Raw genomic sequence first — 17,410 nt, forward strand, 5'->3', positions numbered from 1 at the left:
CATGGCGAAGCTGACCAAAGCACAGCGGGAATGGCGTCCCGGGATGCCCAAGAAGCGCCGCTCCACCAAGGTGATGTTCGGCTCCACGGTCTTGCTCCTCGAGGCCTTCGTGGCCTTCTTCGGCACGCTGGTGGTCTTCGGGTTGAAGCGCGGCGAGGTGGCTCCCGGAGTCATCCTCGGCGTTGGCATCGCCCTGAGCGTCATCCTGGTGCTGACCTGCGCCGTGCTGTCGAAGCCGTGGGGCGTGGGCCTCGGCTGGGCACTGCAGATCGTCCTGATCCTTACCGGCCTGGCCGAGCCCACCATGTTCATTGTCGGCATCCTGTTCGCGGTCTGCTGGTGGTACGGGATCCGCACAGGCATGAGGATCGACCGTGAGGTGCAGCAACGTGACCGGGAGCAGGCCGAATGGGACGCGGCACACCGTGACGGGACAGCGCCGGAAACCCCGTAAACTGGCTGGGAAACCCACCAAGCAACCACATTGGAGCAACTGTGAGCATTGAACGGACACTCGTCCTGGTCAAGCCCGACGGCGTCGCCCGCAACCTCAGCGGCAGCATCCTGGCCCGTATCGAAGCCAAGGGCTACACGCTGGCTGAGCTTAAGAAGGTCAACGCCACCCGCGAACTCCTGGAACTGCACTACGAAGAGCACGTGGGCAAGCCGTTCTATGAGCCGCTGGTTGAGTTCATGCTCAGCGGCCCCGTAGTGGCGGCAGTCTTCGAAGGCCACCGTGTGATCGAAGGGTTCCGTTCGCTGGCCGGCACCACCGATCCCACGACGGCAGCCCCGGGCACCATCCGTGGCGACTTTGGCCGCGACTGGGGCCTGGCTGTCCAGCAGAACCTCGTTCACGGCTCTGACTCCGTTGAGTCTGCCGAACGCGAAATCAAGATCTGGTTCGAGTAAAGCCAGGAGTACGACGCAGAAGGTCCCGTGTCCAAAGGAACACGGGACCTTCTGCGTTTCTACAGCTGAATCCTAGTAGCCGGAGGTCCCGGCGAAGACGTGGAGGAAAGCGAAGAAGATCGTTGCAATGACGGCCACGTAGAGCAAAGCGACGATGATCCAGCCCGAATCGGCCACGAGCTTGACCAGCGCTGCAGGAGCCTTGATGACTCCGGTGCTCAGGTTGCGGATGGTCACCCAGACGAACATGGGAATCATGACAGCCCACACCACCATGCAGAACGGGCAAAGGACGTTGATTGCGTACAAGGCCTGCGACCACAGCCAGATGACGAAGACGAAGCCCAGCGTTACGCCGGCCTGGAGTCCGATCCAGTAACCACGGGCGAACCTGGCTCCGGAGAGGAGCCCCATGGCCGTGGTGATGATGATGGCAAAGGCAACGATGCCAATGAACATGTTGGGGAAACCAAACAGGGAACTCTGCCAGGTCTTCATGACGGTGCCGCAGGAGATCCATGGGTTCACGTCGCACGCGGTGATGTGGTTGGGGTCCTGAAGCACCTGGAGCTTTTCCAGGACCAGTGCCCCGGAGGCCAGCCATCCAATGACGCCGGTGACCAGCAGCAGCCAGCCAAAGGGCCGGTTGCGAACCATCGCCGGCAGCGTGTCCGGTTGGGGGTCCCGCGCCTCGACGGGGACGGAAGTCTGGTGGTCCAGGTTTCCCTTGGCGGTGCTTGGCATCGCGGATGTGATCCTTTTCGGCAGATGGCCCGGCGTCGCCGGGAAGGGCTCTTGGGAGGATTCTAACCCCGCATGCTGAAGGTGGCGCCCAGCTTCCGGGCAGCGGCGAAGGGGAGATCGACACACCTTCCTACCACTCGAATGTGTAGGGGTATGAGAGAATGAACATGGCCGGGAGTCGATCCACATTCGTCCTCCGGTCCGGTGACTTGTTCCCAAGACCGCCAGCGTGAGCAGGGCATGCCTGGATCAGCCGATCCTTGGTAGGCCCGCCATGACAATGGACGGCACCTGGTTGTGGCAGCAGAACAACGGGTTCCAGAACTGAGACACTGGCCTTCCAGGGCTGCCGCACCCCAATGATGGTGCGAACCGGAAGGAATACTACCGACTTCTGTCAACGCCTGCGGGTTTTGACAATATTTGCCCCACTGGGCGCTGGATGTGGCGGCGTCGCTGGGGCAGGAGTGTTGCCACATATGGATAATGACCAGGTTGTAGCCGTTAATGATCAGGCAGCTTCTACGGAAGCAGCGGAGGTGCCCAAGAAGGCCACCCGCGCCAGGACCACGCGCGCGCCGCGCAAAGCGACGGCAAAGCCCGTAGCAGCGGTAGCGGAGGAAGCCACGGACGCCGCGGCCGAACCAGTCGTCGCCCCTGAGGCCGGAAGCGCCGCCGCCCCTGAAGAAGCCCCCAAAGCCCCGGCCCGACGCAGCCGCGCACGCAAGAAGGCCGATCCGGCCGAAACCCTCCCCGGCCTCGGCGACGCCGCCGAACCAGAGGACCAGCCGGCAGCAGAAGCCGGCTCCGAAGCATCAGCGCCCGAGGTAAAAGCCGAACCCGCACCGGAAAAGCCGGTCCGCCGTCGTCGGACTGCGAAACCCAAGGCAGAAGCCGAGGCCACCACCGAGGAAGCCGGCGCAGAAGCAACGCCCGCCACCTCCCCGGAAGACGGCGCAGAAGCAACGCCGACCACCACCCCGGCAGCCGGCGGAGAAGCAACGCCCGCCACCACCCCGGCAGGCGGCGCAGAAGCAACGCCGACCACCGCCCCGGCAGGCGGCGCAGCCGCCGAACCAGCCACGGAACCGAAAGCCGCGACGGAATCCCCCACCACCCCCGCCGGCGGCGCAGAAGCAACGCCGACTACCACCCCGGCAGGCGGCGCAGCCGCCGAACCGGAAGCCAGCGCAGAAGCCCCCACAGAGTCCTCAGAATCCGAGGCAGACGCCGCCCCCGGTTCTTCGGCGCTCTTCCTGGAGCCCGTTTCCATCACGTCCATGATCTTCCAGGCGCCCGACCTCAGCACAGTGGTCCGTCCGGCAGTCGAGGAAAAGACTGAAGAGACCGCTGAGGAGTCTGAGGACACCGGTGACGGCGAGCTGGAGGAGGCGGGAAGCCGCCGCCGGCGCCGGAGCCGTGGCCGCCGTGGCCGCCGCGCATCGGACCGTGAGGATAACGGGGCCGAGGAGTCCGGCGAGGAAGCGGACGATGACGAGTCGCCGGCCGCCGAGCCCCTTGAAGACGGCGTCACCTCGCGTCGCCGTCGTCGCCGCCGCCGTGGCGACCAGGACCTTGAACTGACCGGCGGATCGGACGATGATCCGCCCAACACGGTGACCCGTGTCCGCGCACCGCGGCCCATCTCGGAATCCACAAGTTCCAACCGCGTGGCCAGCGTCAAGGGTTCCACGCGGCTTGAGGCCAAGAAGCAGCGCCGCCGCGAGTCCCGCGAGACGGGCCGCCGTCGCCAGGTCATCACCGAGGCCGAGTTCCTTGCCCGCCGCGAATCAGTGGACCGGCAGATGATCGTGCGCCAGCGCGACGACAGGATCCAGATCGGTGTCCTGGAGGACGGCGTCCTTGCCGAGCACTTCGTTTCCAAGACCCAGCAGGATTCGCTGATCGGCAACGTGTACCTGGGCAAGGTACAGAACGTGCTGCCTTCCATGGAAGCAGCGTTCGTTGACATCGGACGTGGCCGCAACGCGGTCCTCTATGCCGGCGAGGTGAACTGGGATGCCGTCAACCTTGAGGGCCAGCCGCGCCGGATCGAAAACGCCCTGAAATCGGGTGATTCCGTCCTTGTGCAGGTAACCAAGGATCCCGTCGGGCATAAGGGTGCACGCCTGACCAGCCAGATTTCCCTTCCGGGCCGCTACCTGGTGTACGTTCCCGGCGGTTCCATGACGGGCATCTCACGCAAGTTGCCCGACGTCGAGCGCAACCGCCTCAAGCGGATCCTCAAGGACCGTTTGCCGGAGAACGCCGGGGTCATTGTCCGTACGGCAGCCGAAGGGGCCTCGGAAGAGGAACTGACCCACGACATCAACCGCCTCCGCGCCCAGTGGGAGGGGATTGAGGGCCAGGCCTCCTCCACGAAGGTCCTGGCACCCGAGCTGCTTTATGGCGAGCCCGATTTGACCATCAAGGTGGTCCGTGACGTCTTCAACGAGGACTTCTCCAAGCTCATCGTTTCCGGCGATGATGCCTGGGACACCATTGAGGCTTATGTCACCTATGTTGCGCCGGACCTGGTGGGCCGGCTCGAGAAGTGGACCAAGGACCAGGACATTTTCTCGGCATGGCGCATCGACGAGCAGATCCACAAGGCCCTGGAACGCAAGGTCTTCCTGCCGTCGGGTGGATCCCTGGTGATCGACCGTACCGAGGCCATGACTGTGGTGGACGTCAACACCGGCAAGTTCACCGGCAGCGGTGGAAACCTGGAGGAGACCGTCACCAAGAACAACCTTGAGGCCGCCGAGGAAGTAGTCCGCCAGCTTCGCCTGCGCGATATCGGTGGCATCATCGTCATCGACTTCATCGACATGGTGCTCGAATCCAACCGGGACCTGGTGCTGCGCCGCCTGGTGGAATGCCTGGGCCGGGACCGTACCAAGCACCAAGTGGCGGAAGTGACCTCCCTTGGCCTGGTGCAGATGACGCGCAAGCGCATGGGCACAGGCCTGCTCGAGGTCTTTGGCGAGCAGTGCGAGCACTGTGCCGGACGCGGCGTGGTGACTCACGACGAACCTGTTGAGCACCGTCGTGCAAACGCTGTTGCCGCCGAGCAGCACCGGCCGCACACGGAAACCCAGCAGCAGCCTTCCAGCCGGACTGAGCGGAAGCGCCGCCGCGGCAAGGGCGGGGGACAGCCGGCAGAGAGCTCGACGCCGGTCCACACCGCAGCTTCGCCTGCGCCTTCGACGCCGGCTCCGGAGCCAGTGGATCCGGCACGGCAGGCCAAGGCCCAGGCCACCAGGGCTGCCCTGGCCACGATCGCCGCCGCAGCGCACGCTGCCCACCTGCACGACGACGAGGTTCACCGGGCCGAGGAAGAAGCACGTGCGGCGGCCGCCGCCGCAACCGGGGCTGGCGCAGAGCATTCTGATGAGGTGCCCGATTCGGGCGCCGTCGAGGGCGCCCCGCGTGCCACGCCGGTGCTCCGGTTTGGCGGTGAAGAGGTTGCCCTGCCCTTCGTGGAACACCACGAGGAGCCGGCTTCGGAGAAGCCTGCCATGACTCTGGACCTGTTGGCTGAGGCTTTCTCCCACCTGGGTGGGGGTCCCGTGGCTGTCGAAAGCCAGGCTGGGCCCGCTGCCACTGTTGCTGCTCCCGCGGAAACCGTCCCCTCCCGGCAGGATCCTGCGGAGGAAAGCGATCCGTCCAGTCGTGCCCGCGGCCGGCGTGGGCGCCGGAACCGCAGCGCCAGCCGGGCGCAGGGTGCCGCCAACGAGACCACGGTAGAGCACCATGAGGTGTCCGCGTCCACCGGTGGGGGAGCGGCCCATGAAGCCAAGGCGCCGCAGGAGCAGGCCAAGAGGGAGTCCGCTGCTTCTGAGCCGATTATCCTCGGCGTGGGGGTTCCGGCCTCGGAACTCTAGGCATTGCCAACGTCATGTAACCGACGAAGGGTCCGGCAGTAACTCCTGCCGGACCCTTCGTCCGTTAGGCTTGGTCACTGACACGGGGTGCCAGGCGTTGGGCCGGGCTGAGATCCAGACCCGTTGAACCTGTCCGGTTAGCACCGGCGAAGGGATGTCCCTCATGACTTCATCGTTGAAATCAGCCGTCTACGCCGTCGCAAACACCGGCCGGCGGACCCCGCGCGTCCTTAGCATCGCGGGCTCCGACCCCTCCGGCGGCGCTGGAATCCAGGCAGACCTGAAAAGCATTGCCGCCCACGGCGGCTACGGAATGGCCGTGGTCACGGCGCTCACGGCGCAAAACACTTTGGGCGTCACCGCCGTCCATGTTCCGCCCGTGGACTTCCTTAGGCAGCAGCTTGAGGCGATCAGCAGCGACGTATCCATCGACGCCGTCAAGATCGGGATGCTGGGAGACGCCGAGGTGATTGGCGAGGTGCGTCGCTGGCTGGAGGAGGTGCGCCCCGCCGTCGTGGTCCTTGACCCGGTGATGGTAGCTACCAGTGGTGACCGCCTCCTCCGGGAATCCGCCGAAGCCGCCCTGCGCAGCCTTTTGCCGGTGGCGGACCTCATCACCCCCAACATTCCTGAACTCGCCATGCTGCTGGGCGAGCCGGAAGCGACGGATTGGTCCACTGCCCTCGAACAAGGCAAGCGGCTCGCGGCCGAATGTGGAAACACCGTGCTGGTGAAGGGCGGACACTTGGCGGGAGCCGAGTGTCCCGATGCGCTCGTTAATACCAGTGGATTGCTGCGGCAGGACCTTGTCTCGGTGGCGGGGCCACGGGTGGAGACGAAGAACAGCCATGGAACGGGCTGCTCGTTGTCCTCGGCCCTGGCTACGGTCCAGGCGCGGACGGGAGACTGGGAAGCGTCGCTGCGGGAGGTCAAACCCTGGCTCCTGCAGGCCCTGGCCACCGCGGATGTGCTGGAGGTGGGCCATGGCAGTGGCCCCATCAACCACTTCCACCATGCACAGCAGGCCGAAGGCCCGGGGGCTTTCGCCGCCCGCCTGTGGGAGGAAGCGGCACCTGAGCTGGACGCCATCCATGGCCTCGAATTCATCCAGGGGCTGGAGTCGGGCAGCCTTCCCGAGCCACAGTTCAACTATTACCTCGCGCAGGATGCCCTTTACCTGAACGGCTACTCGCGGGTGCTGGCACGGGCAGGTGCCCTCGCTCCCACCGAGGAAGAGCAGCTGTTCTGGGCCAGGTCCTCGCAGCTCTGCCTCGAAGTCGAATCCGAACTGCACCGCAATTGGCTGAGCACGCGGGAGGCCGCAACCCACACCGGACCTGTCACCAAGGCCTACGTGGACCACCTTCTGGCGGCGTCGGCCTCTGGAAGTTACGGTGTGCTGCTCGCGGCCATCCTGCCCTGTTACTGGCTCTACGCCGAGGTGGGACACCGGCTCCACGCAAGTTACGTCACAGCAGGTTCCCCGTCGGAGCACGCGTATGCGGACTGGTTGAAGACCTACGCCGATGAAGACTTTGCCGAGGCCACCCGCAAGGCCATCGGCTTTACGGCCGCGGCCGCGGTCGTCGCCTCCAGCCACGACCGGGCCGCCATGGTGGAGGCTTTCGCCCATTCGTGCCGCTACGAGACGGCCTTCTTTGACGCCCCGCGGTTGCACGCGTAAAGGCCGCCCGCGCGTCGAAGTGGTGAATTCCCGGCAAAGTGTCCCGGAGCCTGTAGGCTGTATGGGCACGGTGCCGGGAAAGTCCGTTCCTACTGGTGACTAGCGTCACGCGGTGGCTTCCGGACCCGGCCTCATTTGCAGCCGAGGGTCGAACTAGCGTAATCTTGATCTTCGGTGCTTACGCCAACACTTGGGTTATGCCCCCTGGAATTATTCACGGGATGACTCGCGGGCTTCGATCTGGAGTCCACGGCGTTGAGGCACAGCGTGAACCAGGCCTGATTCCGGTTCGAGTTCCGCACGCAAATTTAGTAAGAAACGTCGAGAGAAGTGAGTACCCCAGTGGTGTACGCGATTGTCCGCGCAGGCGGCCGCCAAGAAAAGGTTTCCGTTGGAGACTACGTAACGCTGAACCGCGTCCCCGGTGGAGCCGGCAGCACGCTTGAGCTGCCCGCCTTGCTCCTGGTTGACGGCGACAAGGTCACCTCCGCTGCTGCGGACCTGGCCAAGGTGAAGGTCACGGCCGAGATCCTGGAGGACCTCCGTGGTCCCAAGATCGTCATCCAGAAGTTCAAGAACAAGACCGGCTACAAGAAGCGCCAGGGTCACCGTCAGGAACTGACCAAGATCAAGATCACGAGCATCGCGTAACTTTCCTTACGCAGTTCAGATTTTCAGTTTCCCCACATATTTAGAGGCAGGCATTTCACATGGCACACAAAAAAGGCGCGAGCTCCACTCGCAACGGTCGTGACTCCAACGCACAGCGCCTCGGCGTCAAGCGTTTCGGTGGCCAGGTAGTTTCCGCAGGCGAAATCATCGTTCGCCAGCGTGGAACCCACTTCCACCCCGGTGCAGGCGTGGGTCGCGGTGGCGACGACACCCTGTTCGCACTCCAGGCTGGTGCGGTTGAGTTCGGTACTCGCCGCGGCCGTCGCGTAGTGAACATCGTTGCTGCTGCAGCTGCAGAGTAACAACACGTTCTGAACCGGTGGAGCGGGCCCAAAAGGCCCGCTCCACCGTTCTTTTAACCGCATTACAATCGTTCGGGGCGCCCGGTGTGCGCCGGACATGGCATTCGCGCTGTTTACAGCGACAGAGGAGATAGACGTGGCGAGCTTTGTAGACCGGGTAGTCCTGCACGTTTCAGGCGGTACCGGCGGCCACGGCTGTGTTTCCGTCAAGCGTGAAAAATTCAAGCCACTCGGCGGACCCGACGGCGGCAACGGCGGCAATGGTGGCGACGTCATCCTCCGTGTGTCGTCGCAAACCACCACGTTGCTGGACTACCACCACGCTCCGCACCGCCACGCTACCAACGGTGGCCCCGGCATGGGGGACTGGCGCGGCGGCAAGAACGGCGAAACCCTGGTCCTTCCCGTACCCGACGGTACGGTGGTGAAAACCAAGGATGGCGACGTACTGGCTGACCTCGTGGGGGAGGGCACGGAGTACATCGCGGCCGCGGGTGGACAGGGTGGCCTGGGCAACGCCGCCCTTTCGTCGCAGAAGCGGCGTGCCCCCGGTTTTGCCTTGCTGGGCATCGAAGGCGATTCCAGCGACATCGTCCTGGAACTGAAGTCCATTGCCGATATTGCCCTGGTTGGATTCCCGTCTGCCGGCAAGTCCAGCCTGATCGCGGCCATGTCCGCAGCGCGCCCCAAGATTGCTGACTACCCGTTCACCACCCTGATCCCCAACCTGGGAGTGGTCCAGGCCGGTGAGGTCCGGTTCACCATTGCAGATGTTCCCGGGCTGATTGAAGGGGCGAGCGAGGGCAAGGGCCTCGGCCATAACTTCCTGCGCCACGTTGAGCGCTGCGCTGCCCTGGTGCATGTCCTCGACTGCGGCACCCTGGAGTCCGACCGCGATCCGCTGTCCGACCTGGCCATCATCGAGGCCGAACTCGACAAGTATGCCGTGGACATGAGCTACGCCGGAGTCGACGGGGAAGTCGTTCCCCTTAATGAGCGTCCCAAGCTGGTAGTCCTGAACAAGGTGGACCTGCCGGACGGCAAGGACATGGCCGAGTTCGTCCGCCCTGACCTGGAAGCCCGCGGCTACCGTGTCTTCGAAGTTTCTGCCACCAGCCACGAAGGCCTGCGCCCGCTCAGCTTTGCCATGGCTGAAATCGTCAAGGCTGCCCGCGATGCCGTGGAGATCGCGCCACCGAAGGTAGCCGCACCGGTGCTGCGGCCCCGCGCGGTCAACGAATCCGGCTTCCGGATCCGCCGCGAGGAAAAGAACCTCGAGCCACTCTTCCGCGTGCTGGGCGAAAAGCCGGTGCGCTGGGTCAAGCAGACCGACTTCACCAACGAGGAAGCGATCGGCTTCCTTGCCGACCGCCTTGCCAAATTGGGCGTGGAAAACGAACTCTTCAAGGTCGGGGCCAAGCCCGGCGATACCGTGGTGATCGGCGAAGACGACGGCGTGGTCTTCGACTGGGAGCCAACCATGATGGCTGGCGCGGAACTCCTCGCCACGCCCCGTGGCACGGATATCCGGGTGGCCGACATCGGCGATCGTCCCACGCGAGCCCAGAAGCGCGAAGAACAGGTGGAGCGCCGCGAAGCGAAGGCCGCCGCGCGCGCCGAACTGGAAGCCGAGCGCAAGGCGGGCATCTGGACGGAGTCGGCCAGCCGCCGTCGTGCGCAGCCCATCAAGGAAAGCAACCTGGACAACGGTGATGACGACTAAAACCGTCGAAACCCCCCAACCGGACATCCACGAACGCCACGCACTGGCCTCCGCCAAGCGGATCGTGGTGAAGGTCGGTTCGTCGTCCCTGACCAGCATCAAGGGCGGTATTTCCGAAAAGTCGCTGACCGGCTTGGTCAACGCGCTGGCGGAGAAACGGAACGCAGGTGCCGAGATCATCCTGGTTTCCTCCGGTGCCATCGCTGCCGGCCTTGCCCCCTTGGGCCTGGCGAAGCGTCCCAAGGACCTCGCCACCCAGCAGGCAGCGGCCAGCGTGGGACAGGGCCTGCTCATGGCCCGCTACACCCAGGCCTTCAACGCCCACGGCGTCACCGTCAGCCAGGTCCTGCTCACCGCCGACGACCTCATGCGCCGCACCCAGCACACCAATGCATTCAGGGCCTTGGACCGTCTGCTGAACCTTGGGGTGGTGCCTGTGGTCAACGAGAACGACACCGTGGCCACCCACGAAATCCGTTTCGGCGACAATGACCGCCTGGCAGCCCTCGTGGCCCACCTGGTCCGCGCGGACGCGCTGGTGCTGCTTTCCGACGTCGACGCCCTCTACGACGGTCCTCCATCCCAAGGTGCGCAACGCATCCCGTTGGTCCGGGGACCGCAGGACCTCGAAGGCGTCACCATTGGCAAGGCCGGAAAGGCCGGCGTCGGTACCGGCGGCATGATGACCAAGGTTGAGGCGGCGTCCATTGCGGCAGGCTCGGGTATCCATGCCTTGGTCACCTCCACCGCCAACGCCGCCGCGGCGCTGAACGGCGGGAATGTGGGAACCTGGTTCGCCGTCAACGGCAACCGCAAGCCTGTCCGCCTTCTGTGGCTGGCGCACCTGGCCACGGTCCGTGGCCGGTTGGTGCTCGACGACGGCGCAGTGAAGGCCGTGCGCGAACGGCACAGGTCACTCCTGCCCGCAGGAATTTCCGAGGTTTCGGGGGAATTCGAAGCCGGCGACCCGGTGGAGATGGTTGGGCTGGACGGCGCCGTGGTGGCGCGAGGGCTGGTGAACTACTCCTCGGACGAGCTGCCGAAGATGTTGGGGCGGTCCACCCAGGAACTTGGCCAGGCCATGGGCCGCGGCTATGACCGCGAAGTTGTTCATGTTGATGACCTGGTGCTCCTCCGGGCGCCCCGCTCATCTAAACTTGGAGCATGACTGAAGCGCTGACTCCTGACGCCCCCGTGATTTCCGACGTTTCCGGTGCCGCCGGCCAAACGCCGGGGAACCCTGCGGCGGGCACCGTTCCAGTCTCTGCCGGAGATGTCCAGTCTGCCGTTTACGGGATCGCAGACCGTTCCCGCAAGGCTGCCCGGCGCATGGGCCAGGCCAACCGTTCCTGGAAGGACAGCGCACTGCGGGCCATCGGCGCCGCCCTGCTGGACCAGCAGAAGCAGGTACTCGAAGCCAACGCCAAGGACGTGGCGGCGGGGCGGGCGAACGGTACATCTGCCGCCCTTTTGGACCGGCTGACCCTGACCCCGGCCCGGATTGACGGCCTGGTTGCCGCTCTGGAGAACCTTGCCGGGCTGCCCGATCCCGTGGGCAACGTGGTCCGCGGACAAACCCTGCCCAACGGCCTGCGCCTGCGCCAGGTCAACGTCCCGATGGGCGTGGTGGCCGCTATTTACGAGGCCCGCCCCAACGTCACCGTGGACATCGCAGGGCTTGCCCTCAAGAGCGGCAATGCCGTGATCCTGCGTGGCGGCTCTGCAGCGGCCAACACCAATGAGGCGTTGGTCCGTATCCTCCGCGAAGCCCTGGATTCCGTGGGCCTGCCTGCAGACGCAGTGCAGACCGTCGACCAGTTCGGCCGGGAGGGCGCCAACGTGCTCATGCGTGCCCGCGGCAAGGTGGATGTGCTCATTCCCCGCGGCGGGCGTGACCTGATCCAGACCGTAGTCACCAACTCTTCCGTTCCCGTCATTGAGACGGGCGAGGGCAACGTCCATATCTTCATCGACGAGTCCGCGGGCGAAGAGATGGCCGTGGATATCCTCCTCAACGCCAAGACGCAACGGCCCAGTGTTTGCAACACCGTGGAAACGCTGCTGGTGCACTCCGGTTCCACGGTGCTTCCCGCTGTGGCCAAGGCCCTTCGTTCCGCTGGAGTCACCCTCCACGTGGATGACAGGATCGCCGCCGCCTTGGGTGCGGACGTCGAAACGGTACCGGCTGACGACGACGATTGGGCCACCGAGTACATGGACCTGGACCTCGCCGTCGCCATGGTGGATACCCTCGATGATGCGGTCAAGCACATCCGTACCTGGACCACCGGCCACACCGAAGCGATCCTGACCAACAACCTGGCCAATGCGGAAAGGTTCATTGCCGAGGTGGATTCCGCTGCCGTCATCGTCAATGCCTCCACGCGCTTTACCGACGGCGGCGAGCTTGGCTTGGGTGCCGAGGTAGGCATCTCCACGCAGAAGCTCCATGCGCGCGGCCCCATGGGCCTGACGGAACTGACCACCACCAAGTGGATCGTCCAGGGCGAAGGCCAAGTGCGCAGCTAGCAACGCTGTAACATAGAACAGAAGTCCGAAGCGGCGGGAAGGCCCGCCGTCGTCATCCTTTGAGAACCAACTAGGGGAGAAGATGCTGTTTCAGCAGATCGCCATATCCATTGCCGCGCAAACCGAGGGCGGTCACGAGGAAGCTGCGCCGCTGTGGGCAGAACCGTGGGTCTTTGGCATCGTCATGTTCGCCCTCCTCCTGGTCCTCATGTTCGTGACCCTCTCCTACACCAACCTCGGCAACCGCCACGAGGCCGTGGAAGAGCACAGTGACCCGCACCGCCAGCACCCGAACAAGCACACGCACAAGCCGGGCCACTGACATCATCGCTGCAACACCGCGTGGGGATTCGGGGCGCAGGCTCCGTTTGGGCGTGATGGGTGGAACGTTTGATCCCATCCATCACGGCCACCTTGTGGCTGCGAGCGAAGTTGCTGCCAAGTTCGACCTGGATGAAGTTGTCTTCGTGCCCACGGGACAACCGTGGCAAAAGTCCAGCAAGAAAGTCAGCAAGCCCGAGCACCGCTATTTGATGACGGTCATTGCCACCGCTTCCAATCCCCGGTTCACTGTGAGCCGGGTGGATGTGGATCGTCCAGGCCCCACGTACACCATCGACACCCTGCGCGATCTCCGCCATCAGCGTCCGGATGCCGATCTGTTCTTCATCACGGGCGCTGATGCCCTGGCGCAAATCCTGTCCTGGAAGGACGTTGACGAGCTGTGGTCGCTGGCCCATTTTGTGGGTGTGACCCGGCCTGGACACGAACTCCACAACCTTGGCCGGGACGACGTCAGCCTGCTTGAGGTTCCAGCCATGGCCATCTCGTCAACGGACTGCCGCAACCGGGTGAATGAAGGAAATCCTGTCTGGTACCTGGTGCCGGATGGTGTGGTGCAGTACATCGCAAAGTATGGACTGTACGCGCCAGGAAGCAGCGCAGGGGAGTTGGCACCAGCGCTTGCCGGATCAGACGACCAAGCACGTACTGAATGAGTTTTCAATGAGCAGCCAGGAACAGCGACCCATCCGCAGCAGGCGTGAGCTTCGCCGCGCCCGCGAAGAGCAGGAGCAAGCCCAGGCCACCGCGACCACACCGGATGCAGCACAGCCCGCATCCCCACCGGAAGCACCCCAGCCGGCGCAGGCCGAGGACAACGGCCGGAACCGTCGCGCCGCTGACGCCCCCCTGGACGCGGTGGCGCCTGCGACAGAGCGCTCATCACAGATCCGCGCCCGCGACCGTGCCGCCCTCCGGACCATCAAAGAGCTCGCGGACAAGGAAGAGCAGCTTTCCGGTGGTGGCCCGCCCACCCGGCGCCAGCTCCGCCTGCAGCAGCTCCAGGCAGAGGTGGCTACCTCCGCCAATCCGATTGTGCCGGCGCCCGGTGCCAACGCTCCGGAGCCAGCGGCGTCCCCTGACGAGGCAAAGAACGCCCCCATCTCTGCCGTGCCCGGAGCGAAGGCTGCCGGACCGACAAACGCTCAGTCCGCAGCGGACGGTTCCGAAATGTCAGTGGAGCAGGCCCTTGCGGTCCGTGAGCTGATTGCGGCCCAGGTGCAAAACCAGACTGCCAAGCTGGAACATATCGCCGAGCAGGATCCCCTCGCGGTGGATCCCGAGGTCCTTGCCCAGCAGATTGCGTTGGCTGAGCGCGCGGCCGTCCTGAACAAGAGGGCAGCGGCCAAGCAGAAGCTGGCCGAGCAGGCTGCGCCTGAGAAGGCTGCGCCTGAGAAGGCCGCGCCCGAGAAAGCCTCTGGAGAAAAGACCGAGTCGAAGGCGCCCGGCACGGCCTCGGGACCGTCCACTGCAAACAACCTCGCCATGGTCACCCCGCTTGAATTCGTCAAGGTGCCTGGCGTTGAGCGTCCGGTCATGAAGCGGCCCAGTACCACCTTTGTCCCCGTTGTGACGTCGGCCAACGCCAAGGCCGCGCCCGCCGCAGGTAACGGACGGCCCTCCCGGGGGCGTGCCGGGGTCCTTGCCCGTGCCGAAGCGGTGGCGAGGAACGCGCGGAAGCGCAATGCCGCCGTCGTTGATCCGGGGCAGGAAGCCGAGCATCCGCCGGTTTCGGCACGTACCGCTTACGGGCTGGATCCCCTCGACGCCAATACCGCGGGCCTGGCCAGGGCACAGCGCAGCCGCCTGCTGCAATACGGGGTCCTCGCGTTGGGCCTCGTTGCACTTATTGTCGGCATCATCATGATCACGAGCGGTTAGTTCCGCTGGAAATACGGCTTTGGCCACCAAAAGGCCCTCCGGCCACTACAAGGAGTCCCTGTGTCTGCACACGAACAATCCATTACCCTCGCCCGCCACGCAGCGCGTGCCGCGGCAGAGAAACTAGCCGAGGACATTGTCGCCCTGGACGTGAGTGAGCGCCTGGCGCTGACCGACGTCTTCCTGATCGCTTCGGCTCCCACCGAACGCCAGGTCAACGCGATCGTGGACGGCATCGAGGAAGAGCTCCTGAAGCAGGACCTGCGTCCCGTACGCCGCGAAGGCCGGTCTGAAGGCCGCTGGGTACTCCTGGACTACGCCGACATCGTTATCCACGTCCAGCACGCTGAGGATCGCGTGTTCTACGCGCTTGAGCGTCTGTGGAAGGACTGCCCTGTGGTGGACCTCGAACTCGGCGACGATTCTTCGGCGAAGGCTGTGGCCGGCGAGGATTCTGACGGCCAGTAGGCTTTTCACCTCGGAATATGCCCGATTTGGAATTATCGGAAATGCTGTTCTAAGATATTTGAGTTGCTTCGGCAGGAAGGGCTGGAAAGCCTGGAAGCGGAACAACAAGAATATGGGGCTGTGGCGCAGCTGGTAGCGCACCTGCATGGCATGCAGGGGGTCAGGGGTTCGAGTCCCCTCAGCTCCACCCTAATGATCTCCCTCTTCGCAAAGGCGAAGGGGGAGATTTTTCTTTCCCGAAAGCGGCCGCATCATGTGATCTACATCATTCCGGCTCGATTTCGCATCTCGATACTTTGTGGGTAGTATTGACGAGTTGCTTCGGCAGGAAGGGAAGACTTCCGCTGAAAACAACACGTCCGGGGCTGTGGCGCAGCTGGTAGCGCACCTGCATGGCATGCAGGGGGTCAGGGGTTCGAGTCCCCTCAGCTCCACTTCGGACAAAAGGCCCCGCTCGTCAGAGCGGGGCCTTTTTCGTGGAACCGGACTACTCCTGTGGCCGGGCAAATTCCGCGGCGCTCAGGAACTCGACGCCTTGGAACGGTTCGTCGCCTACCACCCGGGCGTTGTGGCCCGGCGGGATGGTGTAGGAGTCTCCGGCGGAAATACTGATGCGGTTGCCGTCGTCGGTTTCCACTTCCAGGGCTCCGGAGACGCAGAAGCCGACGTGGTTCAGCTGGCACGTATCGGTGCCCACCACCGGCTTGATGCAGTCTGCCCACGTCCAACCGGGTTGGAAGGTATTTCGCCCAATGGTGTAGTCGCCCACGGTGACGATGTCCACCACGGTCTTGTCCGGTCGGCGGGTTTCGTCCGGAGAGTTATGTGACTTCACTTGCAGTTGCGTGACAACATTGACAGTCATGGTTTTGCTCGCAGGGGAGGGGAGCCGGATCGCTGATGGTCCCGGCGCCGGGCTCACGGGGAAGCCGGGAACAGTGCCCTGAACGGGTGTTTGTGCTGTGTGCACCAACCACGTTCCTCCCAAGCGACCGTGAAGTCGAGACACTTTGGCGTACGAATTTCTTACATCTGCAAAGAGGAAAAGCACCGTGATGTTATCTGGGTTGGATGCTCTGTTCGGCACCTTGGGGCGCTTTCCCGATGTTGAGGCGGACAACCTGCACGCCTACGATGCGACGGACAGGCTCCTGCTGGACACCGCTGCCGAACTGCTGGCAGCGGATACCCGCGTAGTGGTGATCGGCGACCGCTACGGAGCCCTCACCCTCGGTTCCCTGGTGGGCCTGGGCGTCGACCATGTCCGTGTCCACCAGGACCTCTTCACCGGCCGCATGGCCCTGCGGCACAACGCCCGCGGAGCGGGCCTTGAGGACCGGTACGCTGTCCACGAACTCGGCGCGGAGCTGCTGTCAGGCGCGAACCTGGTGCTTCTTCAGTTGCCCAAGTCGCTGGCGGAACTGGAGGAAATTGCCGACGCCGTGGCCCGCTTCGCTGCGCCCGACGCGGTGCTGCTGGCCGGTGGCCGCGTGAAGCACATGAGCCTGGGCATGAATACTGTGCTGGAGAAGTCGTTTTCGACGGTGCAACCCCAACATGCCCGCCAAAAATCCAGGGTGCTGAAGGCCAGCGGACCCATAGCCACAGCTGGCAACGCGCCTTACCCGGTCCTGGAACACCTGGCCGAACTGGATCTGGATGTCCGCGCCCACGGAGCTGCGTTCTCCGGGGCCCGGCTGGATATCGGCACGCGTTTCCTCCTGACTTTCCTGGACCGCATGCCGGCCGCCGGCACAGTGGTGGACCTTGGGTGTGGTACCGGGGTCCTGGCCACGATGTATGCACGCCGCTTTCCAGCGTCCAGGGTGCTGGCGACGGACCAGTCCGCCGCCGCCGTTGCCTCGGCCCGCGGAACAGCTGCTGCCAATGGCCTGGACGGACGGGTGACGGTGGTTCACGACGATGCGATGTCCTCGTTCGACTCCGGCAGTGCGGAACTTATCCTGCTGAACCCTCCCTTCCATCTGGGTGCCAGCGTCCACGCCGGTGCCGCCCTCAAGATGTTCGACGCAGCAGCCCGCGTGCTTGCCCCGGGCGGGGAACTCTGGACGGTTTACAACAGCCACCTGCAGTACCGTCCGGTTTTGGGACGCCTCGTCGGACCAACAACGGTGGAGGGCCGCAACCCGAAGTTCACGGTGACACGGAGCCGGAAGGCCTGACCCCGGCACGCCCGGCGTGTCATGAAACACGTCAGTGCCGCAGGCGTCACATAGAATTCAGTGTCGTCGGTATCTGCCCCTGG

The 17,410-nt window shown here is 64.5% G+C and carries 16 protein-coding genes, 2 tRNA genes and 1 riboswitch; of the genes, 16 read left to right on the forward strand and 2 right to left on the reverse strand.

Annotated elements, in window-relative coordinates:
* Position 1: 1 nt before the first annotated feature.
* Together ACIQTZ_RS02915 and ndk are read left to right on the forward strand one after the other, a co-directional pair.
* Positions 2 to 454 carry a DUF4233 domain-containing protein gene (locus ACIQTZ_RS02915; RefSeq protein WP_402977369.1) on the forward strand — a complete coding sequence of 151 codons (453 nt, stop codon included), beginning with the start codon at positions 2 to 4 and terminating at the stop codon, positions 452 to 454.
* Between the two features lie 41 nt (positions 455 to 495).
* Complete coding sequence (gene ndk / locus ACIQTZ_RS02920) at positions 496 to 912, forward strand: nucleoside-diphosphate kinase (protein ID WP_400269163.1); 417 nt, start codon at positions 496 to 498, stop codon at positions 910 to 912.
* A 72-nt stretch (positions 913 to 984) separates the two neighbouring features.
* Here ndk and ACIQTZ_RS02925 read toward each other — a convergent pair whose 3' ends face one another.
* Complete coding sequence (locus ACIQTZ_RS02925) at positions 985 to 1,656, reverse strand: vitamin K epoxide reductase family protein (RefSeq protein ID WP_400331792.1); 672 nt, start codon at positions 1,654 to 1,656, stop codon at positions 985 to 987.
* Positions 1,657 to 2,135: 479 nt separating this feature from the next.
* Between ACIQTZ_RS02925 and ACIQTZ_RS02930 the strand changes: the two genes are divergently transcribed.
* The 13 genes from ACIQTZ_RS02930 to ACIQTZ_RS02990 all read left to right on the forward strand — a co-directional run bounded on the left by ACIQTZ_RS02930 (position 2,136) and on the right by ACIQTZ_RS02990 (position 15,578).
* On the forward strand, positions 2,136 to 5,543 hold the full coding sequence (locus ACIQTZ_RS02930) for an Rne/Rng family ribonuclease (protein ID WP_402977373.1): 3,408 nt from the start codon (positions 2,136 to 2,138) through the stop codon (positions 5,541 to 5,543).
* Between the two features lie 73 nt (positions 5,544 to 5,616).
* Positions 5,617 to 5,715, forward strand: a riboswitch (TPP riboswitch).
* Positions 5,707 to 7,227: a bifunctional hydroxymethylpyrimidine kinase/phosphomethylpyrimidine kinase gene (gene thiD / locus ACIQTZ_RS02935; protein WP_402977376.1), complete on the forward strand. Its 1,521-nt coding sequence runs from the start codon at positions 5,707 to 5,709 to the stop codon at positions 7,225 to 7,227. (Overlaps the previous riboswitch by 9 nt.)
* Before the next feature lie 342 nt (positions 7,228 to 7,569).
* Positions 7,570 to 7,878 (forward strand): 50S ribosomal protein L21, encoded by a 309-nt coding sequence (rplU, locus tag ACIQTZ_RS02940; RefSeq protein ID WP_021470684.1) that lies wholly within the window; start codon positions 7,570 to 7,572, stop codon positions 7,876 to 7,878.
* Between the two features lie 59 nt (positions 7,879 to 7,937).
* Positions 7,938 to 8,201 (forward strand): 50S ribosomal protein L27, encoded by a 264-nt coding sequence (gene rpmA / locus ACIQTZ_RS02945; RefSeq protein ID WP_070347479.1) that lies wholly within the window; start codon positions 7,938 to 7,940, stop codon positions 8,199 to 8,201.
* Positions 8,202 to 8,337: 136 nt separating this feature from the next.
* A complete protein-coding gene (gene obgE, locus ACIQTZ_RS02950) occupies positions 8,338 to 9,924 on the forward strand; it encodes a GTPase ObgE (RefSeq protein WP_402977378.1) in 1,587 nt (528 codons plus the stop codon).
* Entirely contained in the window at positions 9,914 to 11,092 is a 1,179-nt protein-coding gene (gene proB, locus ACIQTZ_RS02955) for a glutamate 5-kinase (protein ID WP_400331804.1), read from the forward strand. The genes obgE and proB overlap by 11 nt, the downstream gene beginning before the upstream one ends.
* Positions 11,089 to 12,453: a glutamate-5-semialdehyde dehydrogenase gene (locus ACIQTZ_RS02960; protein WP_402977380.1), complete on the forward strand. Its 1,365-nt coding sequence runs from the start codon at positions 11,089 to 11,091 to the stop codon at positions 12,451 to 12,453. The genes proB and ACIQTZ_RS02960 overlap by 4 nt, the downstream gene beginning before the upstream one ends.
* 82 nt (positions 12,454 to 12,535) lie before the next feature.
* On the forward strand, positions 12,536 to 12,775 hold the full coding sequence (locus tag ACIQTZ_RS02965) for a hypothetical protein (RefSeq protein ID WP_397321568.1): 240 nt from the start codon (positions 12,536 to 12,538) through the stop codon (positions 12,773 to 12,775).
* Between the two features lie 46 nt (positions 12,776 to 12,821).
* On the forward strand, positions 12,822 to 13,451 hold the full coding sequence (gene nadD / locus ACIQTZ_RS02970) for a nicotinate-nucleotide adenylyltransferase (protein WP_400332596.1): 630 nt from the start codon (positions 12,822 to 12,824) through the stop codon (positions 13,449 to 13,451).
* Positions 13,452 to 13,458: 7 nt separating this feature from the next.
* Positions 13,459 to 14,676: a hypothetical protein gene (locus tag ACIQTZ_RS02975; RefSeq protein ID WP_402977383.1), complete on the forward strand. Its 1,218-nt coding sequence runs from the start codon at positions 13,459 to 13,461 to the stop codon at positions 14,674 to 14,676.
* 60 nt (positions 14,677 to 14,736) lie between these two features.
* Positions 14,737 to 15,144, forward strand: a complete 408-nt coding sequence (rsfS, locus tag ACIQTZ_RS02980) for a ribosome silencing factor (RefSeq protein WP_402977386.1) — start codon at positions 14,737 to 14,739, stop codon at positions 15,142 to 15,144.
* A 114-nt stretch (positions 15,145 to 15,258) separates the two neighbouring features.
* Positions 15,259 to 15,331, forward strand: a tRNA-Ala gene (locus ACIQTZ_RS02985).
* A 174-nt stretch (positions 15,332 to 15,505) separates the two neighbouring features.
* Positions 15,506 to 15,578 (forward strand) — tRNA-Ala (locus ACIQTZ_RS02990).
* 53 nt (positions 15,579 to 15,631) lie between these two features.
* Here the strand turns inward: ACIQTZ_RS02990 and ACIQTZ_RS02995 are convergent.
* Complete coding sequence (locus tag ACIQTZ_RS02995; protein WP_397321571.1) at positions 15,632 to 16,009, reverse strand: cupin domain-containing protein; 378 nt, start codon at positions 16,007 to 16,009, stop codon at positions 15,632 to 15,634.
* 190 nt (positions 16,010 to 16,199) lie between these two features.
* Between ACIQTZ_RS02995 and ACIQTZ_RS03000 the strand changes: the two genes are divergently transcribed.
* On the forward strand, positions 16,200 to 17,327 hold the full coding sequence (locus ACIQTZ_RS03000; protein ID WP_402977953.1) for a class I SAM-dependent methyltransferase: 1,128 nt from the start codon (positions 16,200 to 16,202) through the stop codon (positions 17,325 to 17,327).
* Positions 17,328 to 17,410: the final 83 nt, after the last annotated feature.

The organism is Paenarthrobacter sp. NPDC090520 (assembly GCF_044769205.1).
Taxonomy (GTDB): Bacteria; Actinomycetota; Actinomycetes; order Actinomycetales; family Micrococcaceae; genus Arthrobacter.

Bases quoted from the DNA above. Each gene is read 5' to 3' on its own strand.
- ACIQTZ_RS02915 (WP_402977369.1), top strand. From the start codon at position 2: ATGGCGAAGCTGACCAAAGCACAGCGGGAATGGCGTCCCGGGATGCCC.
- ACIQTZ_RS02925 (WP_400331792.1), bottom strand. From the start codon at position 1,656: ATGCCAAGCACCGCCAAGGGAAACCTGGACCACCAGACTTCCGTCCCC.
- ACIQTZ_RS02930 (WP_402977373.1), top strand. From the start codon at position 2,136: ATGGATAATGACCAGGTTGTAGCCGTTAATGATCAGGCAGCTTCTACG.
- thiD (WP_402977376.1), top strand. From the start codon at position 5,707: ATGACTTCATCGTTGAAATCAGCCGTCTACGCCGTCGCAAACACCGGC.
- rpmA (WP_070347479.1), top strand. From the start codon at position 7,938: ATGGCACACAAAAAAGGCGCGAGCTCCACTCGCAACGGTCGTGACTCC.
- proB (WP_400331804.1), top strand. From the start codon at position 9,914: ATGACGACTAAAACCGTCGAAACCCCCCAACCGGACATCCACGAACGC.
- ACIQTZ_RS02960 (WP_402977380.1), top strand. From the start codon at position 11,089: ATGACTGAAGCGCTGACTCCTGACGCCCCCGTGATTTCCGACGTTTCC.
- ACIQTZ_RS02965 (WP_397321568.1), top strand. From the start codon at position 12,536: ATGCTGTTTCAGCAGATCGCCATATCCATTGCCGCGCAAACCGAGGGC.
- ACIQTZ_RS02975 (WP_402977383.1), top strand. From the start codon at position 13,459: ATGAGCAGCCAGGAACAGCGACCCATCCGCAGCAGGCGTGAGCTTCGC.
- ACIQTZ_RS02995 (WP_397321571.1), bottom strand. From the start codon at position 16,009: ATGACTGTCAATGTTGTCACGCAACTGCAAGTGAAGTCACATAACTCT.
- ACIQTZ_RS03000 (WP_402977953.1), top strand. From the start codon at position 16,200: ATGTTATCTGGGTTGGATGCTCTGTTCGGCACCTTGGGGCGCTTTCCC.